The organism is Pedobacter sp. BMA, assembly GCF_001027745.1.
GTDB lineage: Bacteria > Bacteroidota > Bacteroidia > Sphingobacteriales > Sphingobacteriaceae > Pedobacter.
Genome location: NZ_LECU01000006.1, coordinates 631,707 through 653,522 on the forward strand (window position 1 = coordinate 631,707; position 21,816 = coordinate 653,522).

The 21,816-nt window shown below is 40.0% G+C and carries 16 protein-coding genes; 5 read left to right on the forward strand and 11 right to left on the reverse strand.

Annotated features, from left to right (window positions below; all coding sequences use genetic code 11):
- Window position 1 precedes the first annotated feature (1 nt).
- Entirely contained in the window at window positions 2–784 is a 783-nt protein-coding gene (gene dapF / locus AB669_RS14855) for a diaminopimelate epimerase (RefSeq protein ID WP_047800068.1), read from the reverse strand.
- A gap of 377 nt (window positions 785–1,161) precedes the next feature.
- Between dapF and AB669_RS14860 the strand changes: the two genes are divergently transcribed.
- The gene (locus AB669_RS14860) at window positions 1,162–2,715 is read left to right on the forward strand and encodes a trypsin-like peptidase domain-containing protein (RefSeq protein ID WP_047800069.1); all 1,554 of its coding nucleotides are present in this window, start codon (window positions 1,162–1,164) and stop codon (window positions 2,713–2,715) included.
- 295 nt (window positions 2,716–3,010) lie between these two features.
- Here AB669_RS14860 and AB669_RS14865 read toward each other — a convergent pair whose 3' ends face one another.
- The 8 genes from AB669_RS14865 to AB669_RS14900 form a co-directional block, all read right to left on the reverse strand.
- Window positions 3,011–3,394 (reverse strand): hypothetical protein, encoded by a 384-nt coding sequence (locus AB669_RS14865; protein ID WP_047800070.1) that lies wholly within the window; start codon window positions 3,392–3,394, stop codon window positions 3,011–3,013.
- A 1-nt stretch (window position 3,395) separates the two neighbouring features.
- Complete coding sequence (locus tag AB669_RS14870) at window positions 3,396–4,589, reverse strand: ABC transporter permease (protein WP_082120707.1); 1,194 nt, start codon at window positions 4,587–4,589, stop codon at window positions 3,396–3,398.
- Between the two features lie 107 nt (window positions 4,590–4,696).
- Window positions 4,697–5,335, reverse strand: coding sequence for an MBL fold metallo-hydrolase (locus AB669_RS14875; RefSeq protein ID WP_047800072.1), 639 nt, complete (start codon window positions 5,333–5,335; stop codon window positions 4,697–4,699).
- A gap of 6 nt (window positions 5,336–5,341) precedes the next feature.
- Entirely contained in the window at window positions 5,342–5,929 is a 588-nt protein-coding gene (locus AB669_RS14880; protein ID WP_047800073.1) for a gliding motility protein GldD, read from the reverse strand.
- A gap of 57 nt (window positions 5,930–5,986) precedes the next feature.
- The gene (locus AB669_RS14885) at window positions 5,987–6,730 is read right to left on the reverse strand and encodes a shikimate dehydrogenase (RefSeq protein WP_047800074.1); all 744 of its coding nucleotides are present in this window, start codon (window positions 6,728–6,730) and stop codon (window positions 5,987–5,989) included.
- A gap of 79 nt (window positions 6,731–6,809) precedes the next feature.
- A complete protein-coding gene (locus AB669_RS14890) occupies window positions 6,810–7,577 on the reverse strand; it encodes a phosphosulfolactate synthase (protein WP_047800075.1) in 768 nt (255 codons plus the stop codon).
- 60 nt (window positions 7,578–7,637) lie between these two features.
- A complete protein-coding gene (locus tag AB669_RS14895) occupies window positions 7,638–9,041 on the reverse strand; it encodes a tetratricopeptide repeat protein (RefSeq protein ID WP_047800076.1) in 1,404 nt (467 codons plus the stop codon).
- A gap of 374 nt (window positions 9,042–9,415) precedes the next feature.
- Window positions 9,416–11,926, reverse strand: coding sequence for a M1 family metallopeptidase (locus AB669_RS14900; RefSeq protein ID WP_047800077.1), 2,511 nt, complete (start codon window positions 11,924–11,926; stop codon window positions 9,416–9,418).
- A gap of 119 nt (window positions 11,927–12,045) precedes the next feature.
- On the opposite strand from AB669_RS14900, the gene AB669_RS14905 reads away from it, so the two are divergent.
- Together AB669_RS14905 and AB669_RS14910 are read left to right on the forward strand one after the other, a co-directional pair.
- Window positions 12,046–13,587, forward strand: a complete 1,542-nt coding sequence (locus tag AB669_RS14905) for an aldehyde dehydrogenase family protein (protein ID WP_047800078.1) — start codon at window positions 12,046–12,048, stop codon at window positions 13,585–13,587.
- A 19-nt stretch (window positions 13,588–13,606) separates the two neighbouring features.
- The gene (locus AB669_RS14910; protein ID WP_047800079.1) at window positions 13,607–14,323 is read left to right on the forward strand and encodes a 3-ketoacyl-ACP reductase; all 717 of its coding nucleotides are present in this window, start codon (window positions 13,607–13,609) and stop codon (window positions 14,321–14,323) included.
- A 50-nt stretch (window positions 14,324–14,373) separates the two neighbouring features.
- On the opposite strand, the gene AB669_RS14915 is transcribed toward AB669_RS14910, so the two are convergent.
- A complete protein-coding gene (locus AB669_RS14915) occupies window positions 14,374–16,200 on the reverse strand; it encodes a DUF4153 domain-containing protein (RefSeq protein WP_047800080.1) in 1,827 nt (608 codons plus the stop codon).
- Window positions 16,201–16,320: 120 nt separating this feature from the next.
- On the opposite strand from AB669_RS14915, the gene AB669_RS14920 reads away from it, so the two are divergent.
- Window positions 16,321–19,134, forward strand: a complete 2,814-nt coding sequence (locus tag AB669_RS14920; protein WP_047800081.1) for an outer membrane beta-barrel family protein — start codon at window positions 16,321–16,323, stop codon at window positions 19,132–19,134.
- A 2-nt stretch (window positions 19,135–19,136) separates the two neighbouring features.
- Complete coding sequence (locus AB669_RS14925) at window positions 19,137–19,919, forward strand: GLPGLI family protein (RefSeq protein WP_047800082.1); 783 nt, start codon at window positions 19,137–19,139, stop codon at window positions 19,917–19,919.
- 76 nt (window positions 19,920–19,995) lie between these two features.
- On the opposite strand, the gene AB669_RS14930 is transcribed toward AB669_RS14925, so the two are convergent.
- Window positions 19,996–21,627: a glycoside hydrolase 43 family protein gene (locus tag AB669_RS14930; RefSeq protein WP_053058425.1), complete on the reverse strand. Its 1,632-nt coding sequence runs from the start codon at window positions 21,625–21,627 to the stop codon at window positions 19,996–19,998.
- Window positions 21,628–21,816 lie beyond the last annotated feature (189 nt).

Here is a 21,816-nt window from a genome sequence, read left to right on the forward strand (position 1 = left end):
GTTATTCAACCTCGCCTTCAAATACTAATTTTGCCGGACCGCATAAAAATACATTGGTAAATTTATGTCCGTCGTAATCGAATTCTATTTTAATGTCGCCGCCCAATACTTTGATCGCAGTTGTAATATGGCCTGTCTGGTTTTTGTATTTCGCCATTGCCATTGCAACAGCGGTAACACCAGTGCCACAGGCATAGGTTTCATCTTCAACGCCACGTTCGTAAGTACGCACAAATAAATGGTCGCCATTATCTTCAACGAAATTTACATTAATTCCCTTTTCGTTATAGTTGGTATTATAGCGGATGCTTTTTCCGGCATTAAAAACATCAAAACTGCTTAAGTTATCCTGTATGGCAACATAATGAGGAGAGCCTGTGTTTAGTACGAAAGCCTCGCCATCATTTGTGATGGAATCCACATCAATCATCTGAAGGTCAACCCAATCTCCCGATTCTGAAATTCTGGCATAATGAGGACCGTCTACTGCCAAAAAGTTAGTCTCTTTGCCAATGATGCCCAGGTGCTTAGCAAAGGCCACAATGCAGCGGCCACCGTTTCCACACATACTACCTAATTTTCCATCAGCATTAAAGTAGTGCATCTCAAAATCATAATCAGGATGTTTGGTCAGAAACATGAGCCCATCTGCGCCCACACCAAAACGTCGGTGACATAGTTTTTCAACCAGTTCATTATCAATGTTTTTTAGTGGTCCTGCAGTGTGATCAATCAAAATAAAATCGTTACCTGCACCCTGATATTTTAAAAAATTGATTTTCATTTAATCTTCATTATTTTATGCAATATTTGAGTTGCAATATTTCTTAGGCTCCTTATGTTTTGTAATTTAACATTTTTTAACAAGGTTTAAAGCGCTTTGAAGATGCAAATATCGTTTATATGGTATTAAATTTGAATAAACTTACAAAAGAAAATTTGAGCAGATAAAAACTGCCTGAGCATCCTGCTTAAATCAAAGTGACCAGGTGCTTAAGCGAATTGACCGAAATCGATTATAGGCAAACCATTAGCTAGCAAATTAGTTTATAACAGATCAGGTTTTTAAATTAACATTATCAAACAAGTGAAGTTACTAGAGTCTAACCAATCAATAGGTTTTAATGGCTTCATGACTATTAAAAAACAATATACAAACACATGAAAAAAATATTAGGAGTTACCGTATTAGCTGCCTTTATAGGTGGGGTAGCAGCGGTTGGGGGTTATAAGCTATTTGAGCGCAACCAAACAGGCAGTACAATTTCTGAAAAGCAGAATTTGTACTTTGCCAATAACCCGTTAAAGGTTTCATCTGCGGGTACTGCAGATTTTACTCAGGCAGCGGCTGCGGTTGCGCCAGGCGTAGTCCACATTAAAACAACATACGAAGCTAAGAGTGGTGGTAATGAACGCAGTTCATCTCCTTTTGATATGTTCGATGATTTCTTCGGAGGCGGTGGCCGTCAGGCACAACGTCAGCCAAGGGCGGCATCCGGATCGGGTGTCATCATCAGCCAGGATGGATATATCGTAACGAATAATCACGTAGTAGAAAATGCTTCGAAAGTGGAAGTAGTGTTAACCGACAGAAGAAAGGTAGAAGCTAAGGTAATTGGTCGTGACCCTAATACAGATTTAGCCTTGATCAAAGTAAACGCTACAGGATTGCCGGTAGTGAAAATGGGTAACTCTGATAATGTTCAGGTTGGTGAATGGGTGCTGGCAGTAGGTTTCCCGTTAGATTTAAATACAACTGTTACAGCAGGTATTGTAAGCGCAAAAAACCGGAGCATAGGTATTATTGGTCAGGAACAACGTGGAAATGAAATGACAGAGCAGGAATACCGTGAATATCAGCGTACAGGTAAAAGACCACAGGCACCGGCGAACACGAGTATCGAATCTTTTATCCAGACAGATGCTGCCATTAATCCCGGAAACAGTGGTGGCGCATTGGTAAACGCAAGTGGCGAGCTTGTAGGTATCAATTCAGCTATTGCTTCTCAAAGTGGTTATAACCAGGGTTATGGTTTTGCTATACCGGTTAACCTCGCCCGTAAAATTGTTGATGATTTTATGAAATATGGCTCTGTTAAACGTGGTTATATTGGTGTTAACTTCTTCCCGCTTAGTGCAGAGGAAAAACCAGATAATATCAAGACAAACGAGGTGAGCGGCTTATACGTGAGTGATGTGGTTGCTGGTGGCGGTGCTGCTGCAGCTGGTATTAAACCAGGCGACATTATCAAAAAGGTAGAGGGTGTGGTTATTAACGACTCACCTGATTTACAGGAGAAAATTGGCCGCCTAAATCCAGGTGATAAAGTGAAATTAAGCGTATTGAGAGATGGTTCATTAAAAGACATTACCGTAACCTTAAAAGGTGAATCAAGTGTTGGTTTAACCGCAACCAATACTGCTGCGAAAAGTGTTGAGGTTTCTAAGTTGGGCGCAACGTTTGCTCCTGCTACGCAAGCCCAGAAATCTAAGTATGGAATTAATAGTGGGGTTGTAGTGACTTCAGTTGTTACTGGTAAAGCTTTCGATAACATTGGTGTAGAAAAGGGATTAATTATTACGAAAGTTAACGGACAGCCGGTAAGCTCTGTTGCAGATGTGCAGAAGGCATTGCCAATGGGCAGAAATAATATGATCAATATTTCTGGTATTGGTGAGCAAGGAACTTACAATTTCAGCTTCCCTGCACAGTAGATTTCTTTAGTACAATACTGAAGCTCCTTGATGTTATGTCAAGGAGCTTTTTTATTTATACCCGTTTTTTGTAACGGGCTTAGATTGACAGGGGCTTGGCAGGGGCTTAACAGGGGGTTAACAGGGGGTTAGTAGGGGCAAATGCCTGTTAACCCCCTCTCGATTCCCTGTTGAGCCCCTGTAAATAAACTATCAGTATTGGGCTGGAATGGAACAAAAATGCTGAGGTTGCAAAACGAAAAAGGCGGCAATCTGTAATCCAGATGCCGCCTTTTATATATTGGAAATTTCTATCTTATTGAGAACAGGATCCGTCGGGGATCTCTTTACTGATTTTTACCACTTTGGTTACAACCAGTGTAGAATCAAAGTCCTGGGAAACGGTAGCGGTATCAGATTTTGTAAAATAGCCTTCTAATTCAACGTAAACCGGTTCATAAGGTTTTTCGAAGCCAAGGTTGTTGTATTGCAGTTCAAGGTTTTTAATACTATCGGTAACCCAGTATTCACGTCCGTCCTCACAAAGTGTAAAGGACTTCATTTCCGGGCCAAAGGTATACAAGCCTTTAACCATTTTTACATTCGTTTTATCACCCTCGGCTTTATTATCCCTATTACAAGCTGTAACGGCTACGCCAAGGAGCACAACGAATACTATTGCTTGCTTAAAAAACTTCATGCTATATAGTTTGATTTATTTGATCGATCTTCTTTACACTTAAATTAGATGACAAAGCAGATGCCAAAAATGAGAAAATACCAACCGTAATGAAAACTAATACAAAATCTTTCCATTTCAATCCTATCGGATAGGAATTCAGCATTGAACCCTCTCCCATTTTTATGATGCCGAAGGTATGTTGGAGGTAATAAAATATTACACCAATGATTAAACCCAGCACGCAGCCCGACATCGTAATCATCATGCCTTCAATCAGGAAAATACGTTTAATTAATTTTCTTCCTGCGCCCAGGCTACTGAGGATGGCAATGTCCTTTACTTTATCAATTACCAGCATCGTTAATGAGCCCACAACGTTAAAAATGGCAATGATCAGAATAAAGGTGAGGATGATATAAACCATGCTTTTTTCCGAATTGAAAATATGATGCAAAGAACTATTTTGTTCAGCCCGGTTTTTCACTGAAAAAGTATCACCAAGTTTACTGGCAATTTCACTTTTGAAATCATCAACGTCTACTCCCTGATTAAGATTGATTTCGAGTGATGAAACATTTACAGGCTCATCAAGTAATTCACGGGCAAATTCGAGCGGCACAATGATGCCATTGTCAAACTCTTCCTGCACTTCGAAAACACCGCTAACAGGTATGCTCTTTAAATTGAAATCTTCAGTCGGATTGATAGAATTCACCGCAATCGTTTTCTTTGGGGAGTATAATTCCAGTTCGGTGAAGGGGTCGAAAGTATTAATCGCCAGATAACTTTGCAGGCCATTACCGATCACTGCGTGGTTGCCGCTCTTGCTTTTTAATACAAACTTTCCTTCTCTAATCGTACTGTCTAGTTTTGGATTTTTTAAATAAGCATCACTTACGCCTTTCACCATACCTACGGCCTGCTTGTTATTGTATTTTAACAAGGCATTTTCCTGCAGTACTTCAGCGAAAGCGTAAACAGCTTTGTTTTTTCTGAGGGAATTGAAATAAGTAGTGTTGGGGTCAAAGGTTTTGCCTTTTGCAGGCGTAATCTGGATTTGTGGGGTAACGGTATCAAACATTCCCAAAACCACCGTTTCCAGTCCGTTAAAAACCGAAAGTATAATAATTAGTGCGGCGCTTCCAACCATAACACCAACCATTGATATGCCTGATATCAGATTGATGGCATTTGTAGACTTCTTTGCGAACAAATACCTTTTGGCAATATAGAACGACGCATTCACGCTGGTAAAGATAGTTAAAATGTAAGATGTATCATGTAAGATGGAAAATGCAACCTGCCCTAACTCACTTTTCGCTAAAAGAAAGGATTGTGTTTTTTTTCAAACTCAATAGTTGTTGCCGGACCGTGGCCAGGGTAAACTTTGGTTTCTTCTGGTAATACAAAAAGTTTGGTTGAAATGTTTTCGATAAGTTGCTGATGGTTCCCGCCGGGAAGGTCGGTTCGGCCAATGCTGCCATAAAATAATACGTCGCCCCCCATTAGGATATGATCTTCTTTGTTATAAAAACACAGGTGAGCAGGAGAATGTCCCGGTGCGAAAATCAAATCCAGCGTACTATTGCCGAATGATACTGTACCTGATTGAGGAAGAAAAACATCTGGTAAAGGTGAAAGCTCATAGCGGGTAAATCCCATTGAGGGTGCATAACCCGGGATTGCACTGATAATTGGTAATTCTCCCTCGTTAAACTGAGGCTTTAGTCCGTAAGTATCAAAAATAAACTTATTGCCAAACACGTGGTCCAGGTGGCAGTGTGTGTTAAGAAGCAATACCGGTGTTAATTCATTTGATTTTATAAATGAAGAAATTTCGTTCTGCTCCGAGGCATCATACATCCCGGGATCGATGATTACACATTCCCTGGTTTCATCGAAAAGCAGGTATGTGTTTTCACTGTACGCGTTAAATGTGAATGTTTTTACGGTAATCATAGTTCTTTAGTTTTTCCACTTAAATGTTGAAATAAGGGTATCGATATCAGTTTTAATGAATTTTATCACGGGTGCTATGGAATCATACTGCGGGCGTTCATTAAAATAAAGTGCACCCCTGAAATAATGTTTCACACTATCGGTTAAGAAAAACTGTACGGATGATGCAGTATTTCCTTCTATCGCGTAATATACTCCATAAACCCTTTTCTCTGGATAATTAATCAGTTTCTGATCGATTGCACTTGCTTTAATGGTATGCTTGAAAGCTAGTTTCCTTGCATCTTCCACCATTTCATTGAAGGCTTCTTTCCCGGAAACATCATAATAGGTTAAGTGTAGATAACCATTAAACTGCTTAAAGTGTAAATTATACCAGTTATTTTGTGCGTCTCGGCTTTTATCTTGTTCAACTGAAGCGTAAGCAGGGTAAGAAAATGAGAAGGGCACAGGTGCCTTTAGTGCCTGATATGATTTTTCCGGAAATTCAATTCTGTAATAAGCCTTTGGTTTTGGACTATAATCATTATTCCGACAGGCCGAAAAACCCAGCAGTAGTGCAAACGGTAAAAAGATTATCTGTTTTATTTTCATAGCATTAAACACCTGATTTGATTGACCCGCTTTTCAAATGATTAATCACCAGCATCATTATTTATTCCAGATGGCCCAGGCTTTCTCTGCCTGTTGATATAACATTTCTAAACCGTTTTTGATTTGGGCACCCTGTGCAGCGGCCTTTGCCAAAAAGGCTGTTTCTAAAGGATTGTACACCAAATCATAAGCCAGGTAGCTCGAATCGATTAAGCTGTAATCTATTTCAGGATAAGTATCAATATTTGGCGACATGCCCAAAGGCGTGGTATTAATTAGCAGCTTATGCGAGGCTAAAATTTCGGGCGTAATCTCGTTATACAATATCGCACCTGGAGTGGCTTTTCGCACCACAATCTGGTAGGTGATATTCAATTTTTTCAGTACATACTTTACCGCTTTGGCTGCTCCGCCATCTCCAAACACCAACGCCTTTTGATGGTGGTCTGCCAGCAATGGTTTAAGCGACTCTTCAAAGCCAAAAGCATCGGTATTGTATCCTTTTAAATAGTTTTCTCCGTCGAATGATTTAATGGAAATGCAATTTACGGCTCCTATCTGATCTGCTGCCTCATCAACCTCATTCAAATAACAAAGCACATTTACCTTATGTGGAATGGTCACGTTCAATCCACACAATGTTGAATTTGCATTTAGTAAATCTGGTAGAGCTTTAATATCTTCAATAGGGAAAAGTTCGTAATGATGATCACCAATCCCTTCATTCAGAAATTTTTCTGTGAAGTATTTTTTGGAGAAAGAATGTGATAAAGGATATCCGATTAGTCCGTATGTTTTCATATTCTTATCATATTAAACAAGGCAAAACTAATCTGTCTGATAAGAAAGATTAATTTTGCCTTGCCAAAAGAATTTGTGATTATTTAGTTTTATTAAGGAAATAATCAAAGGTATCTCCTCTAAGTCCTAAGCGAATGGTTTCCAGTGGAATTACTTCAGCTGGCGCAATATTTCCTAAGTTTACATTGGTTCCAATTAATTTGATGAACCAAACCTGTTGTTCTTTTTGTGGTGCTTCCCAGATAATGGTTTCCTCAGGAATTTGAGTCAATATCTCATCAACCAAACCTTCGCGTACCTCACCGCTTCCACGGTATATACCCACATTTCCGCCTTCACGCGCTTCGGCAATTACTTTCCAGGAACCTGCTTCAATTTCTGCCTGCATTAATTTTATCCACTTATAAGGGGCAAATATTTTTGCTGCGTCTTTGCTTCCTACTTCAGAAATAACCGTAACCTGTTTTGATAGTTCGCTTATGAAAGCGCATTTTTTATCATGTTCAATTTCAATAGAACCATCAGAAACCTCGGCATACTCCATTCCATACTGGTCTAAAATACGTTGATAATCTGTAAATTGATCACGGATGATAAATGCTTCGAACAAAGTTCCACCAAAGTAGGTAGGAATGCCCGCACTTTTATATAAAGCTAATTTTTCTTTAAGATTCGGGGTAACATGCGATGTTGCCCAACCTAATTTTACGATATCGGTATGTACGCCAGCTACTTCAATAAAATCTTCCACCTGGCGTAGGCTTAATCCCTTATCCATAACCATTGTTAAGCCTTTCTGGCGCGGTTTTGATGGACGTTCAGGAACGTTTAATAATGGGTAATTCATATGTGTACAAAAGTGAAAAAAATTTTCAGATTTATTAGTTAAATTTTTCTCACAAGACTGTTACCGAATATATCGGTTTATAACGTTGATAATGGCGCTGTTATCCTGTAGTTGAGGCAGGTATTCAAATAAAATATAATGTTTCTCCGGATCTGTAGTCAATGCGGTTTCCAGATAACCCAATGCATCGGCATAGCTTCCTAATGCAAACAGATAGGCTACCATGCGGTAGTAAAGTTCGGCAGCTTCAGGATTATTTTTGATCGCTTCGGCCATCGTTTCTGAAGCCTCTAATAATTTTCCCTGCTCGTAAAGTACGGTGCTGAAATCCAGCCAGGCTTCAACATCCAGAGGATTATATTCGAGAACCTTCTCATATGCGGCTATAGATTCTTCAATCTGGCCCAGCTTGTAGTATGCATCAGCCATTGCAAACCAGAAATCGGCATTCTCTGCTTCTAAATCAATTGCTTTTTTGTAAAAATGTAAGGATTCGAAATAACGCTCCTCATGATTTAGGGTAACCCCTATTCCAAACCAGGCATCAGCCATCTTCGGATCCATTTTTACTGACTTTTTATAGTATGAACGGGCCTCGTCCATTTTTTCCAGTTTCTCGCAGCATTCGCCTATGGCACAGTAGGTGTCGGCATTTGGTTGCTCATATTCAAATGTTTGTTTATAAACTTCAATAGCCTCGTCATATTTGTCTAACTGCACCAACGCATTTCCTTTATTAAAATAAGCAGAACTGAAATCTTCCTTGATCAGAATAGCATAATCATAGGCATCAATCGCTTTCTCAAAAAGATTTAACTTGTGAAAGCTGTTCCCCAGGTTATACCATGCAGCATAAGAATAAGGATCGGTGTCGATATACTGCTGATAGAATTTAATGCTTTCTTCCTGTTTATCCAGCACATCATAACAGAATGCCAATTCATATAAGCCATCCTGGTTTTCCATGTTTTGCTCCAGGCTCTGTTTAATATAGTTGATGGCATTCTCATAATCGCCCATGCTTTGATATACATAAGCCATCTGCAAAAGAATTTCATCAGTGCTTTCAGCCAGGCCAAGGGCCTTTTCGTAATTTTCCAGTGCCTCGCTAAAGCGTTCGGTATTCTGGTAAATATTTCCCCTTAACAAATAGATGTCGGGCTCTGATGATTCCAGTAACTCTGCTTTTTGCAGGGAAATAAATGCCTGTTCGTGATTGTTGGTGAGAATATATAAATGTGCTTGTTTAATTAAAAACACTGTTGCATATGGGTGCTGATTGATTGCAAAATCAACCACCTGTAATGCCTTAACAGGATCATTTTTCTCGATGTAAAAATCTACGATGTATTCGAATGCACCAGCATCAAAAAAATACTGATCCTGATTACGAAGCATTTCTTCATAACGTTCTACAGAACGTTGTGCGTCTTCGTTGGATTCAAAAAAGAATTCTTCTTCCATATCTATAACCTATTAAAGAACCGTGCCAGTATCAGATAAACACATTATAAGTTTAATAATTTAAATTGTTCATTTTACAAATAATTATTAACATCAATTGTTAAAAACAATGTAAATGACTGAAAATAAAGCTTATTGAGTGTGATTATCATGTTTAGATAATCTGTTGTTTTTTCAACATCGCGGTTCCTTCCTCCCTACTTTTACAAAAATAAGATAAATATATTGGAGTATGGTAATGAGTGGGTCATGAAAAAATGGCTGTTACAGCCATTTTTATCGGAACTTCAGTTATATGATTGGTATATACTTATTGCAAAAAAAAGCCTGACGATAAGCTTACACCGTCAGGCTTTTTTATTTAATCCACCAGTTTATTCTTTGTTCAATTCTGCCGCAGCTTTATTAAATATCTCTGCCTGCTTATTTAAGTTGGTTTTTGCTGTACCGCTTGCAGATGATGCTTGCTGTGATTTGCCTTGCGCTGCAGCTGAGTACGCACCTGAAAGTTGCTTGTTCAGGTAGCTTTGAAGTTTTAACCGTTCAATAACATTTTTGATATCCCCAATGCCTTTTTCAGTAACAGCGGGGTTATTGTTAGCACGTAAATACTGGAAATACTGACCGATTACCGCAAAGATTTTATTGCGATCGCCTTTACTCATAATGTCGGTGTAAAACGCCTGATGCCCATCTTTCGGATCTGCAACATATAACGCTGCAATTGAGCTTGAAATATGATCTTTTGTATCCTGATCCAAGGATGCCAAAGCCGCTGAACTTTGCTCTGGCGCCAGCTTGGAAAGACCAGCAATCCCTGCCGCTATCACTTTGTAAGATCTGTCTTTTACACTCTCGTTCATCAGCGTGGTGTACGCTTGATCTCCTGTTTCAGCAAGTTTGGATATTGCAGCTGATCTGACTTCTGTGTCTTTATCAGCTTTGGCCATTTGCAGTAGAACGGGTAAAGCGGCTGCTTTAATCTCCGCATCTTCGAGGTTTAAACCGTCAATGCTCAATGCGCGTAAATCGCCTGAGATATCTTTTAATCCGGCAAGTAAAACCTGCTGACCGCTTTTGGCTTTGCTTTGCATAATGAATTGTAAAGCCTCTATTCTGTTGGCATAGGCAGGTGCGTTTTTATACTGGAAATAATAGTTTTCTGCCGTTTTATTGTCATTGATTTCGCCTACAATAATTTTATCTACATCGAAATCGATTAGTGCTGGCTTGGCCGCTACCTCAAAAGAAAAATCCTGTTCACGCTGATTAATCAGAATCTCTTTTCGGATTTTCTGCCCGTTAGCATAGATGTCGATCTTAACAGGTAAAGTAAAGGTTTGAACGGTGGCATCTTGTGTTTGTTTTATTTTTATGGTTGCTTTTCCATTGCTATAGCCGTAGTCTACTGCTAAAATGGGGTGTCCACCGGCATAATACCATTGATTAAAATAAGGACTCCAGTCTCTGCCTGAAATGTCTTCAAAGGCTAATCTTAGCTGATGGGTTTCGCCATTTTTGAATGCATTGGTGGTGAGGTATCTATTAAGGCCTTTATAAAAGGCTGCATCGCCAAGCTGATTTTTTAAGGCATAAAGAATAACAGAGCCTTTTGCATAACTCACGTTATCGAACATGTCTTCTTTATCGGCATAATGAAATCTGGCTAAAACAGGACTGTCTCCGTTTTTAGTAGAACTGATATACGACTGCAATTTTTCATATCTCGATTTGTCTTCGGCATCTTTCCCGGCATCATATCCATGCCAGATGATTTCACCAAAAGTGGCAAAAGATTCATTCATGGTAAGGTTAGACCAGGATTCTGCGGTAACGTAATCACCAAACCACTGATGAAAAAGTTCGTGTGCTATCGTTCCTTCTTCATTTCCATCCAACAGTTCACGGTCAGTTTTTTGAACATGTTCGCCATGCAGGGTAGCTGTAGTGTTTTCCATTGCGCCAGAAACGTAGTCCCTTGCAACTACCTGCGCGTACTTATTCCAGGGGTAATCTAAACCTAAGATATTGCTGTAGAATTTCATCATAACCGGAGTTTTACCGAAAATCTGCTTTGCATAAGGCGCGAATCTAGGTTCGAGGTAATAATTTACTTCTTTGCCTTTGTAAGTATCTTTTGTGATTTTGAAATCACCAACAGCCATCATAAACAAATATGGCGAATGCGGTAGGTCCATTTTCCAGGTATCAGTTCTGGTACCGTTGGCATTTGCTTTTTGGGTAATTAGTTTACCGTTTGAAAGAGTGGTATATTTAGACTGGACAGTAATTGAAATTTCTTGAGTTGTTTTTTGGTCAGGCTTGTCAATGGTAGGGAACCAGGCAGAAGAAGATTCTGTTTCCCCCTGTGTCCAGATTTGTGTTGGTTTGTTAAGGTCGGTTCCGTCTGGATTAATAAAATAAAGGCCTTTAGCATCGGTTATTGCCGCGCTGCCCTTTACCTTAAGCTCATCTGGTTTAGCAATATAGGCAATGTAAATGGTATACTTTTCCGCATTAGTGTACTTCTTATTGAGTACTACAAATAATTTATTATCATGATAGGTATACTTTAAAGGCGTATTTCCTTTTGCGCCAACCAACGCTACAGTCTTGATGTCCATTCCCTGTGCATCGAGAGTTAGTGAATCGGTAGCATAAAAATGAGGCTTTAAGGTTAGCCATTCTTTACCATATAAGTATCGTTTCGCATAATCAAAAGATACATCGAGTTTAGTGTGTATCAAATCATTGACCTTGGTTGCTGTGACGCGGTAAGGCGAAAGACCGGCAGACTTTTCCGGTGACTGTTCTTGTGCAAAAACGGCATTTGAGAGGAGTGCAATAGCCAGGAAAAGGCTAATGCGTAGGGATTTTTTATTCATTTTTTATGATTTTAATGCAGTTACCAGGTCACAACCTTTAACAATTGTGATAAAGTAAAGACTCAAATGTAGGCTGCTTTACTTTAATTTTTCGTTTTTTTGTGTAAATCGTTAGATATATGAATACAGATATTCAGTCTATTTTAAATGAGCTTGGTATAGAAACCAACAATGCCGCTTTCAGTACCGGAAAGGTTTGGGGAGGCAATTTAAACAATGAAAGTTTAGCAAGCTTCTCTCCTGTTGATGGAAAACTCATTGCTACAGCTAAAGTAGCCAGCCCTGGAGACTATGAAACCATTGTAGAAAAAGCAAAAACTGCTTTTGCTCAATGGAAAACCGTTCCTGCACCGAAAAGAGGTGAAGTGGTGCGCCAGTTTGGTGATGCATTGAGGCAGAAGAAAGAAGCTTTAGGAACACTGGTTTCTTATGAGATGGGTAAAAGTCTTCAGGAAGGGCTTGGGGAAGTTCAGGAGATGATAGATATCTGCGATTTTGCAGTAGGACTGTCACGTCAGCTTTATGGTTTAACCATGCATAGCGAAAGGCCGGGCCACAGGATGTATGAGCAATGGCATCCGCTTGGGATTGTAGGTATCATTTCAGCATTCAACTTCCCTGTGGCGGTGTGGAGCTGGAATGCTGCCCTGGCATTAGTCTGTGGCAATGTTTGCATCTGGAAACCATCAGAAAAAACACCGCTAACCGCAATAGCCTGTCAGCACATTATTGCGGATGTTTTTAAGCAAAATGATGTAGCAGAAGGCGTTTGCAACCTGATTTTAGGTGACCGGGTAGTTGGTGAATTAATGACAAATGACAGCAGGATTCCTTTAATTTCGGCAACAGGATCTACCCGGATGGGTAAAGAGGTTGCTGCTACAGTGGGCGCACGCCTGGGGAAAAGCCTTTTAGAATTAGGTGGTAATAATGCGATCATCATTTCTGAACATGCGGATTTGGATATGAGTTTGATAGGCGCGGTGTTCGGTGCGGTAGGTACTGCCGGGCAACGTTGTACATCCACCCGGAGGTTGATTATTCACGAAAGTGTGTATGACGCGTTTAAAGAGAAGCTGGTTAAAGCTTATGATCAGTTACGTATCGGCAACCCCCTTGATGAGCATAATCACGTGGGGCCACTTATAGATCAGGATGCTGTTGCAGCTTATCTCGATTCGATACAGAAATGTAAAGTGGAAGGTGGTAATTTTATTGTAGAGGGCGGCGTTTTAACAGGTGATCATTATACCAGTGGCTGTTATGTGAGGCCTTGCATCGCTGAAGTAAAGAATGAATACAAAATTGTGCAGCATGAAACCTTCGCTCCTATCCTGTACCTGATTAAATATAGTACACTGGAAGAGGCGATTGCGCTACAAAATGGCGTGCCCCAGGGTTTGTCATCGGCAATTATGACTTTGAACTTAAGAGAAGCCGAGCAATTCTTATCTGCTATAGGTTCTGATTGTGGTATTGCAAATGTGAACATCGGCACATCAGGCGCCGAAATTGGTGGCGCTTTTGGTGGTGAAAAAGAAACAGGCGGCGGTAGGGAAAGCGGATCGGATGCCTGGAGAGCCTACATGCGCAGGCAAACGAATACCATCAATTATTCGGATACTTTGCCCTTGGCACAGGGGATTAAATTTGATTTGTAGTAAAAATAACATCAATAAAATGGAAAATATATCAGGGAAAAATGCATTAATTACTGGTGCAGGAAGAGGGATAGGCAAGGCAATTGCCATTGCCCTGGCGAATGAAGGTGTAAACGTTGCGCTGGTTGGCAGAACCCAAAGTCATCTGGATCAACTTGCTGAAGAGTTAAAGACATATCATGTTAAGGTGGCTACAGCTACGGCTGATGTAGCAAATCTGGACTCGGTAAACAGTGCTGTTGAGAAAATACAGTCAGAACTTGGATTTATTGATATCCTGATCAACAATGCCGGAATCGGAAAATTTGCAAAGTTTTTAGAGCTTGATCCAACCGAATGGCAGGAAGTAATACAAACCAATTTAATCGGTACTTATTTCGTGACCCGTGCTGTTGTTCCGCAAATGATGGAGAAGCAAACCGGAGATATCATTAATATTTCCAGCTCATCTGCTTTTAGTCCTGCGGCTGTAACCAGTGCTTATTCTGCCTCAAAAGCAGCGGTTAATGCATTTTCGACTTCTCTGATGCAGGAAATGAGGAAGCATAACATCAGGGTTACTGCACTAGCACCAAGTACCACTGCTACGGATATGGCAATTGATCTGAAGTTAACAGATGGCAACCCGGATAAGGTGATGCAACCTGAAGATCTGGCGGAAGTGATCATCGCACAGCTGAAGTTAAACAGAAGGATTTTTATTAAAGACGTTTCTGCCTGGTCTACCAATCCCTAAACTGATAGCGTTACTAAATGACCATTTAGTAACGCTATTGATATTTTTTGCTAAAGCTTTTTAATAAGTAAATAGCTTTTGGAATCTCCCCAGTTTCTCGCAATCTCCGTGTCATCGTCAGGATAATAGGTTTGTTGCAGCGAAGTAATAACAACTGTGTATTCATAACCTGCCAGTGTTTTGCTAAACTGCATCAGCTTTCCGGGATAATAAAATTCCTGCTTATTTTTTGTTGCTTTCAGGCTATCTCTCTTGAAGGCGAGTATGGCTTCTTTGAAAATTTTGTTTACGTCAATGTATAAGACTTCTATTGCATCTACTGATAAGGTCAGGTTGTTTCCTGCATTATTGCTATTGGTTTCTATTTTATGGCCATTTACCACGAAATTTTTAGGCTGCGGGTAAGTGTTCATCTCTATTGCATAATCATAGCCCTTAACCTTTAAAATCTCATTTTCATCATTCACCAGTGTGAAACTAATGCTCTTTCTGGCAGTCTCTCCTTCGTCTTTTATCTTTAGCAAGGCCATTGCCGTATCTATTTTATCTTCCCGCTGCTTATAGACGTAATCATTTTTAAGTTCTATTTTACGTTCAATTTCAGAAAGGTCTTTTTTAACAAATGGCTGAAGGATGGCTAACCCATGGGCTTGTATGAGGTATCTGATTACGGATGGTTTCTCTTTCAGGTCTTCAGGTTTCTTCGATTTCAACATTCTTTCCAGTCGGTTCAGCTGCGAATACTTTGAAACTGAAAACGCACTCTGCGGGCCATAAGTAGCCAGCAGAGCAATGAGGCAAAGGCTTACAGGAATGGTTTTGATGTTTTGCTTTTTACTGAACAGGAAGTAGATTGTAATGGCTGCCAGCCACAAAGCCAATACGATGATGATGTACCGGCTTTCGGTAATTCCATAATGCCCCACACGTTTTGATACGGCAAGTGTTAGCAGTATGATTAATGGGATAAGCATGACGTAAAAAAACTTAGAAAATAATTTAATCCAGCCATTGCCGGCAGTATCCTTTATTGGGTAAATTAACAGCAACGATAATATGCCAAAAACAGCGTAACCCAATACTAAGCTCGATACAAGGCCTTTGGGTAATTGCCAAAGGATGATGATCTTAATTTCATAAACCAATAGTATGGCCAGGTAAATGGTCATCAGCGGAATGAGCACGAACTGGGTAAATATTTTTAAACCTTTTGGATAACTGTGATCTTCATTTAGGCCGGGAATATCTGTAGGTAGCCCAGAAAGGAAGAATATGGTATTGAAGCCTGCAGTAATAATGGCAAAAACTATCATGTAGGTAGACCATCTGATATCTGCTGCAAATAGACCGTCTATGGCAACCAGGGCAATTGCCAGTCCTGCAAACAGCACCGCCGAATATAAGGCTGATGTTAGAAACCGCAGGAAGAGGATTTTATTAAACTGCCAGAACCCCTGAGTATTGTCACTGCCCGTAAATGGGGAAAAAGCGACTAAAAGATGAAATGCGAAGGCCAGCAGCACAATCCTGAACATGTCTGCAATTCGATGGATTGGGTCAAGCAGAAAGAAAAGCAGCACGCAAAAGGCGAGCGCAACCATTCGTAACATCCATTTTTTTACAATTGGATAATTGTTTCGTTCTGCAAATAAATCCAGTGCCAGCATAAATGCCAGTGCCAGGTTCATCATCATGATACACTTTATGAGCGTATCACGAAGTTCTTCGTGTAATTCAGTTCGCTGCCTGTAATCGGAAAGGTGAATATAATAACACCAGCAAAATGTAGCGCAAAGCGCAAATAAAAATTCAAGCGGGAACCGTTTAATGACGTTTATTAATCCGGTATAAAGATGATTTAGAGATGGAAGCTTCATATTTGCGTTTCATAGAATATGTAGTGAAGATAATACATTATTTTTTTGTTAAAAAAGGTTAAAACGTTTTATAAAACTAAGGGATTAGTTTACCTTAGGAAAAACAAAACAATCTACTTAATGAAACGACTCTTACTCTCTATGTGCCTGCTGTTTTCCTTTGGCACATGTTTAAAGGCGCAAACCCAGCAGCACAGCATTAAAGGCCGCACGATCGATACTGCTTCAACAACATTACTGTCTGGAACATCCGTGGCGATTTTAAATGCCAAAGACTCTACACTGGTGAAATTTACACGCACATCTGAAAATGGGACTTTTGAACTCAATGGCATAAAAAACGGTAAGTTCATTTTATTAGCCTCTTATCCAAAATACGCCGATTTTGTGGAGCATTTTACCCTCGATTCAACTACCCAGGTCAAAGACTTTGGGAAGATAAATTTAACAGGCATGGCAAAGCTTTTAGCCGATGTCATTATTAAGGGTAACCGCGCAGCGATGAAAATAAAAGGGGACACAGTTGAGTTTGACCCTAAAGCTTTTAATATCGAGCCCAATTCGAAAGTAGAAGATTTGCTTAAGCAGTTTCCAGGTATACAGGTAGATAAAGACGGAAAGATTACCGCACAGGGTAAAACTGTTCAGAAAGTATTGGTTGATGGGGAAGAGTTTTTCGGCGACGACCCAACGCTGGTAACCAAAAACCTGCGCGCAGATATGGTTGAATCTGTTCAGCTTTACGACAAAGCGAGTGATCAGGCCAGTTTTACCGGTATCGACGACGGTGAAAAAACCAAAACAATTAATGTGAAACTGAAAGAGGATAAAAAGAATGGTTATTTTGGTAAAGCACAGGGCGGGTATGGAACTGATGATTATTATACCGGACAATTGATGCTAAACAAGTTCTGGGGTAAAAAGAAGTTTTCTGCCTATGGTATTTTTGGCAATAACGGTACAGTTGGTTTAGGATGGGATGACCGGGATAAATATAGCGGTAGCGCCATGACGATGAGCGACGATGGATATATGTATTTCAGTTCAGGTGGCGATGATTTTGATAGTTACGACGGGCAATATAACGGTGAGGGCTTACCGGTAGCACGAACGGGAGGTTTGCATTTCGACAGTAAGTGGAATAAAGACAAAGAATCGCTAAATACGAACTACAAAATCGGATCAATACGGGTAAGTGGCGACCGGAATACCATTAGCCAGAATAATCAAACTGCTGGGGTGATCAATAACGTGTCGGATCAATATAACAATAATGATATGTTCAGGCAGAAACTGGATGCCACGTACGAAATTAAATTAGATACCACCTTAACGCTTAAAGTAAGTGTTGATGGAACCTTAAAAGAAAGTAACACCTTCAATAGATATAACACTGAAAGCCGGAATGGCGCTGGTTCGCTTATTAATTCAACCGACAGGAAGCTCGAGAACAATGTAAAGGATCAGGTGTTTAATGCCACTGCTTTACTAACCAAGCGGCTTAAGAAAAAAGGACGTACCCTTTCGTTAAGTTTAAGTGAATCAATCAACAAAAGTGATACGGAAGGTTATCTAAACTCGGATAATAAATTTTATGCAACAGGTAGGCCTGACAGTTTGATTAATCAGTATAAGGTTAACCAGATTACCAATTCCACTTTCAGGTCTAATCTGGCTTATACTGAACCCATAACGGCTTCTTTAAGTGTGATTGTGAATTATGGATTAAGTTTAATGAATGGTCAATCAGACCGTAAATCTTTTAATCAATCTGTAAATGGTGTTTACAATATTTTAGATACTGAGTTTAGTAATGATTATGAACTGGACCAGATCATTAATCAGGGCGGGGCTGTATTTAATTATAAAAAAGGAAAATCAATTGCAACCTTAGGCTCCAAGTTCAGCGGGGTTAACTTCAAACAGTTCGATGTATATAACAACAGGTCGTATACGCGCAATTTTGTCAATTATATGCCTCAGGCTTCCTATCAGTATCGGTTTTCACAGCAGAAATCATTAAGGTTTAATTATAACGGTAACACGAATCAACCTACCCTGGAGCAAATTCAGCCTATTCGTGTCAATACGGATCCATTGAATATTACGCTTGGTAACCCCGAATTGCGTCCATCTTTCAGAAGCAGTATAAGCGCAAATTATAACTCTTATAAAGTGATTTCCGATCAGTCAATCTGGCTAAGCGCCTATTACAGCTTTACTGCAAATCCGATTGTGAGCGATGTGGTTACGGAGACGTCGACAGCAAAGAGTACTTATAAATCTGTCAATCTTTCTAATGAAATACCATCAAACTTTTCATTTAATGGTCAAACGAGCAGAAAAATAAAAGGCATTGATATGAACGTTGGTATTAATGGTTATGTATACGGAAATACCTCTTACAATTACATTACCAGCCTTGTAAATGGTGTTGGTAACCGGGTGTTAAACAATACAAAAAATTATACTTATCAGGGTGGGGTTAACATTTCAAAATATAAGGAGAAAAAGTATAATTTCTACGGACGTTTTGGGCCTACCTACAATGTTGCCAGGGCGAGTGTGAATACTTCCAGTAACAGTGATGGATGGGGATGGGACGGTTATGGAAGAATTGAAGTCCAGCTTCCGGGTAAATTTGAGGTTTATACTGACGGGCAATACGAGTTTAAGGGAGCAACCCAAACCTTTAACCAGGATTTTTCGCGTTTTCTCTGGAACGCTTCGGTATCTAAAAAGTTTTTCAAATCGCAAAATTTGAAGGCCTCTTTAGCAGTGAACGATATCCTTAATCAAAATGTTGGTTTTGACCGTTCTGCATCGAATGGGAACATAACACAAAGTAGCTATACTACTATTCAACGATACTTTTTGTTCTCCTTAATATGGGATTTTAGTAAAATGGGTGGTGGTCTTCAAACAAAAAAATAATCATGAAAAAAACGCTTAAATATCTCATCATTACTACAATTACTTTCTTTAATGCAAACCTGTTTGCTCAAAATGTACACTTCGTTCAAAACGGGGTAATCGAGTTTGAGAAAAGATCGAATATGTATGCCATTATCAAAAAGAAGATTAATAAGGAAAACGAGTCCTGGTACGGACCGGCTTTTGATCAGTATAAGAAAAATTTTCCTCAGTTTAAAGTCTCAAAAAGTAGTCTGAGTTTCACAAAAGACAGAAGTTTATATAAATGGACTTCGCCTGAAGAGACGATGAGCAACAACTGGGCAACAAGAGATTTGTTTGCTGATTTAAAGAATACTATTGCTACTGATTTTAATACACAAACAAGTACTTCCCAAAAACGAGTTTACGAGGAAACCTATCTGGTTAAGGATAGTTTGCGTAAAATTAACTGGAAAATTACCGATGAAACACGTGAGATTGCAGGGTATGAATGCAGACGGGCAAATGCGGTGATTATGGATTCAATTTATGTCGTAGCTTATTATACTAATCAGATTGCAGTGTCTGGTGGCCCTGAATCTTTTACAGGCTTGCCTGGCATGATTTTAGGCCTGGCTGTGCCTCATGAGAATATGACCTGGTTTGCTACTAAAGTAACCGAGGTTACTGTTCCTGAAAAAGATCTGACTGCACCAGTAAAAGGAAAACCTACTACAAACGCGGCCCTGGGTAAAATTGTAGCTGGCGCACTAAAAGACTGGGGTTCTGAGGCCTTATCAGCTTCGAAGGTTTTCAATTTTTAGGAGTTCATTGTATTATAGCAATCCCTTATTTAGATGGGTTAGCTCCACGGTAGGTATCCTACTGTGGAGCTATTGATTATTTATCTATTTTAAACCAATCATACTCTGCTACACCAGAATCATTGGTTTGAGTATCTCTGATAGAGAATAAACCTAATTTTGCACCGATCCATTGTCCGGCTGTTGCCTGAAATTCTTCACCAGCATTAACGAATTTTATTCCGTCTTCGCTATAACTGAACTGACACTTTGCTCCCTTGAAAACCTGTACACGCAATTGCAGCTGTCCGGATTTAAGTTTTATGATCTCTTTCTTATCTTCTGTTTTTCCTTTATCTGCATTGTGACATATGCTGTAAACAAGATACAGTCCTTCCTTTTTACTCTTAATACTGAGCTGAGCATAACTCCTGCCCATTACTACAAGTCCTGTTTGTTCATTCTCCAACTTCGGATTGGGTTTGAAGTAGACTTTTGTTGTCGCCACAAATTCCTCCGCAGGAAACTTCTGCATCAGTAAATTTGGCACATCCCAAAGGTTTTTTGCTTCATCCGGAACTTTTGCGCTGTAGAGTTTTATTACGCCTTTACATGCGTCAGTAAAATACCAGGCGGGTTGAGGATTGGCTTGCCATTGCCATTGCAAACCTAAATCGACAGTGTTGAATTCATCACTTTCTGCTGGTGTTGTGACCGGATAAGTCTTACCAACATCGGGCTTTTTGTAAATCATTACAGGCTCACCCTTTCCATCACCGTCTTTATCTGTTCCTATAACAGGCCAGTCGTTCACCCATTTCATGGGTTGCAGGTGCACAACTCTTCCGTAAGCATCTTTATCCTGAAAATGTAAAAACCAGTCTTCAGCCGTTTGTGTATTTACCCATGCACCTTGATGAGGGCCGTTAACTGTTGAATTACCCTGGTCCATCACTACTTTTCGTTCGTACGGACCGAATACATTTTTACTTCTCAGCACCAGTTGCCACCCTGTTGAAACACCCCCGGCAGGCGCAAACAAATAATAATATCCATTCCTTTTATAAAACTTAGGTCCTTCAATGGTAGGGTCGAGTTCATGTCCATCGTAAACAATTCTACCCCTCGCTGTTGCAGTTGTTCCATCGGCAGATAAGGGCATTATTGCCAACAGACTTTTAATCCCTGCGCGGCTTCCTGCATAGGCATAGGCCAGGTAGGCTTTTCCGTCATCATCCCACAGCGGGCACGGATCAATGAGGCCCTTTCCACTTGCTACCAGTTGGGGGGTGGACCATTCGCCGGTAATGCGCTTTGCTTTGGTCAGGTAAATTCCGAAGTCCGGATCGGGGTAATAAATGTAAAACTCGCCGTTTCTGTACCGGATAGACGGTGCCCATACGCCATTTCCATGCTGTGTTTTTTCGAAATGTTCAAATGGTGGCTGGCGTTTCAAAGCGTGTCCGATGATTTTCCAGTTAACCAGGTCTTTTGAATGAAGGATGGGTAGGCCAGGTATGGCATCGAAACTCGAAGCAACCATATAAAAATCATCACCTATGCGAATGGCATCAGGATCTGAATAGTCTGCATTCAGAACGGGGTTTTTATAGGTTCCGTTGCCCTGATCAGATACCCACACCTTTGATACTTGAGTTAGCTTTTGTGCATGGGTGGCACCATTCGCCAAAAGGCTGATAGCAAGCATGGAGTGCAATAAGTATTTCATTTGCATTATATTTGGTTAGCGGTAAATTGCTCAAAATCTGCAGCCACATGATGCTGGTAGTCTATAACCGCAAATGTTGACTTGTAAACAAGATTAAGCATTTTTTATTTTATGCCAAATGTTTACTGTGCAATCGTTCCCGACATCGTTTGCGCTGTTTATTATTAATTTTTTCTTTCTCCCGATTAA

What these genes read in the sequence shown, in the direction of transcription:
- AB669_RS14895 (WP_047800076.1), bottom strand. Translation starts at nt 9,041, where the DNA reads ATGGAAGAAGAATTCTTTTTTGAATCCAACGAAGACGCACAACGTTCT.
- AB669_RS14920 (WP_047800081.1), top strand. Translation starts at nt 16,321, where the DNA reads ATGAAACGACTCTTACTCTCTATGTGCCTGCTGTTTTCCTTTGGCACA.
- AB669_RS14890 (WP_047800075.1), bottom strand. Translation starts at nt 7,577, where the DNA reads ATGAATTACCCATTATTAAACGTTCCTGAACGTCCATCAAAACCGCGC.
- dapF (WP_047800068.1), bottom strand. Translation starts at nt 784, where the DNA reads ATGAAAATCAATTTTTTAAAATATCAGGGTGCAGGTAACGATTTTATT.
- AB669_RS14905 (WP_047800078.1), top strand. Translation starts at nt 12,046, where the DNA reads ATGAATACAGATATTCAGTCTATTTTAAATGAGCTTGGTATAGAAACC.
- AB669_RS14910 (WP_047800079.1), top strand. Translation starts at nt 13,607, where the DNA reads ATGGAAAATATATCAGGGAAAAATGCATTAATTACTGGTGCAGGAAGA.
- AB669_RS14880 (WP_047800073.1), bottom strand. Translation starts at nt 5,929, where the DNA reads ATGAAAATAAAACAGATAATCTTTTTACCGTTTGCACTACTGCTGGGT.
- AB669_RS14925 (WP_047800082.1), top strand. Translation starts at nt 19,137, where the DNA reads ATGAAAAAAACGCTTAAATATCTCATCATTACTACAATTACTTTCTTT.
- AB669_RS14900 (WP_047800077.1), bottom strand. Translation starts at nt 11,926, where the DNA reads ATGAATAAAAAATCCCTACGCATTAGCCTTTTCCTGGCTATTGCACTC.
- AB669_RS14915 (WP_047800080.1), bottom strand. Translation starts at nt 16,200, where the DNA reads ATGAAGCTTCCATCTCTAAATCATCTTTATACCGGATTAATAAACGTC.
- AB669_RS14860 (WP_047800069.1), top strand. Translation starts at nt 1,162, where the DNA reads ATGAAAAAAATATTAGGAGTTACCGTATTAGCTGCCTTTATAGGTGGG.
- AB669_RS14885 (WP_047800074.1), bottom strand. Translation starts at nt 6,730, where the DNA reads ATGAAAACATACGGACTAATCGGATATCCTTTATCACATTCTTTCTCC.
- AB669_RS14875 (WP_047800072.1), bottom strand. Translation starts at nt 5,335, where the DNA reads ATGATTACCGTAAAAACATTCACATTTAACGCGTACAGTGAAAACACA.
- AB669_RS14930 (WP_053058425.1), bottom strand. Translation starts at nt 21,627, where the DNA reads ATGAAATACTTATTGCACTCCATGCTTGCTATCAGCCTTTTGGCGAAT.
- AB669_RS14865 (WP_047800070.1), bottom strand. Translation starts at nt 3,394, where the DNA reads ATGAAGTTTTTTAAGCAAGCAATAGTATTCGTTGTGCTCCTTGGCGTA.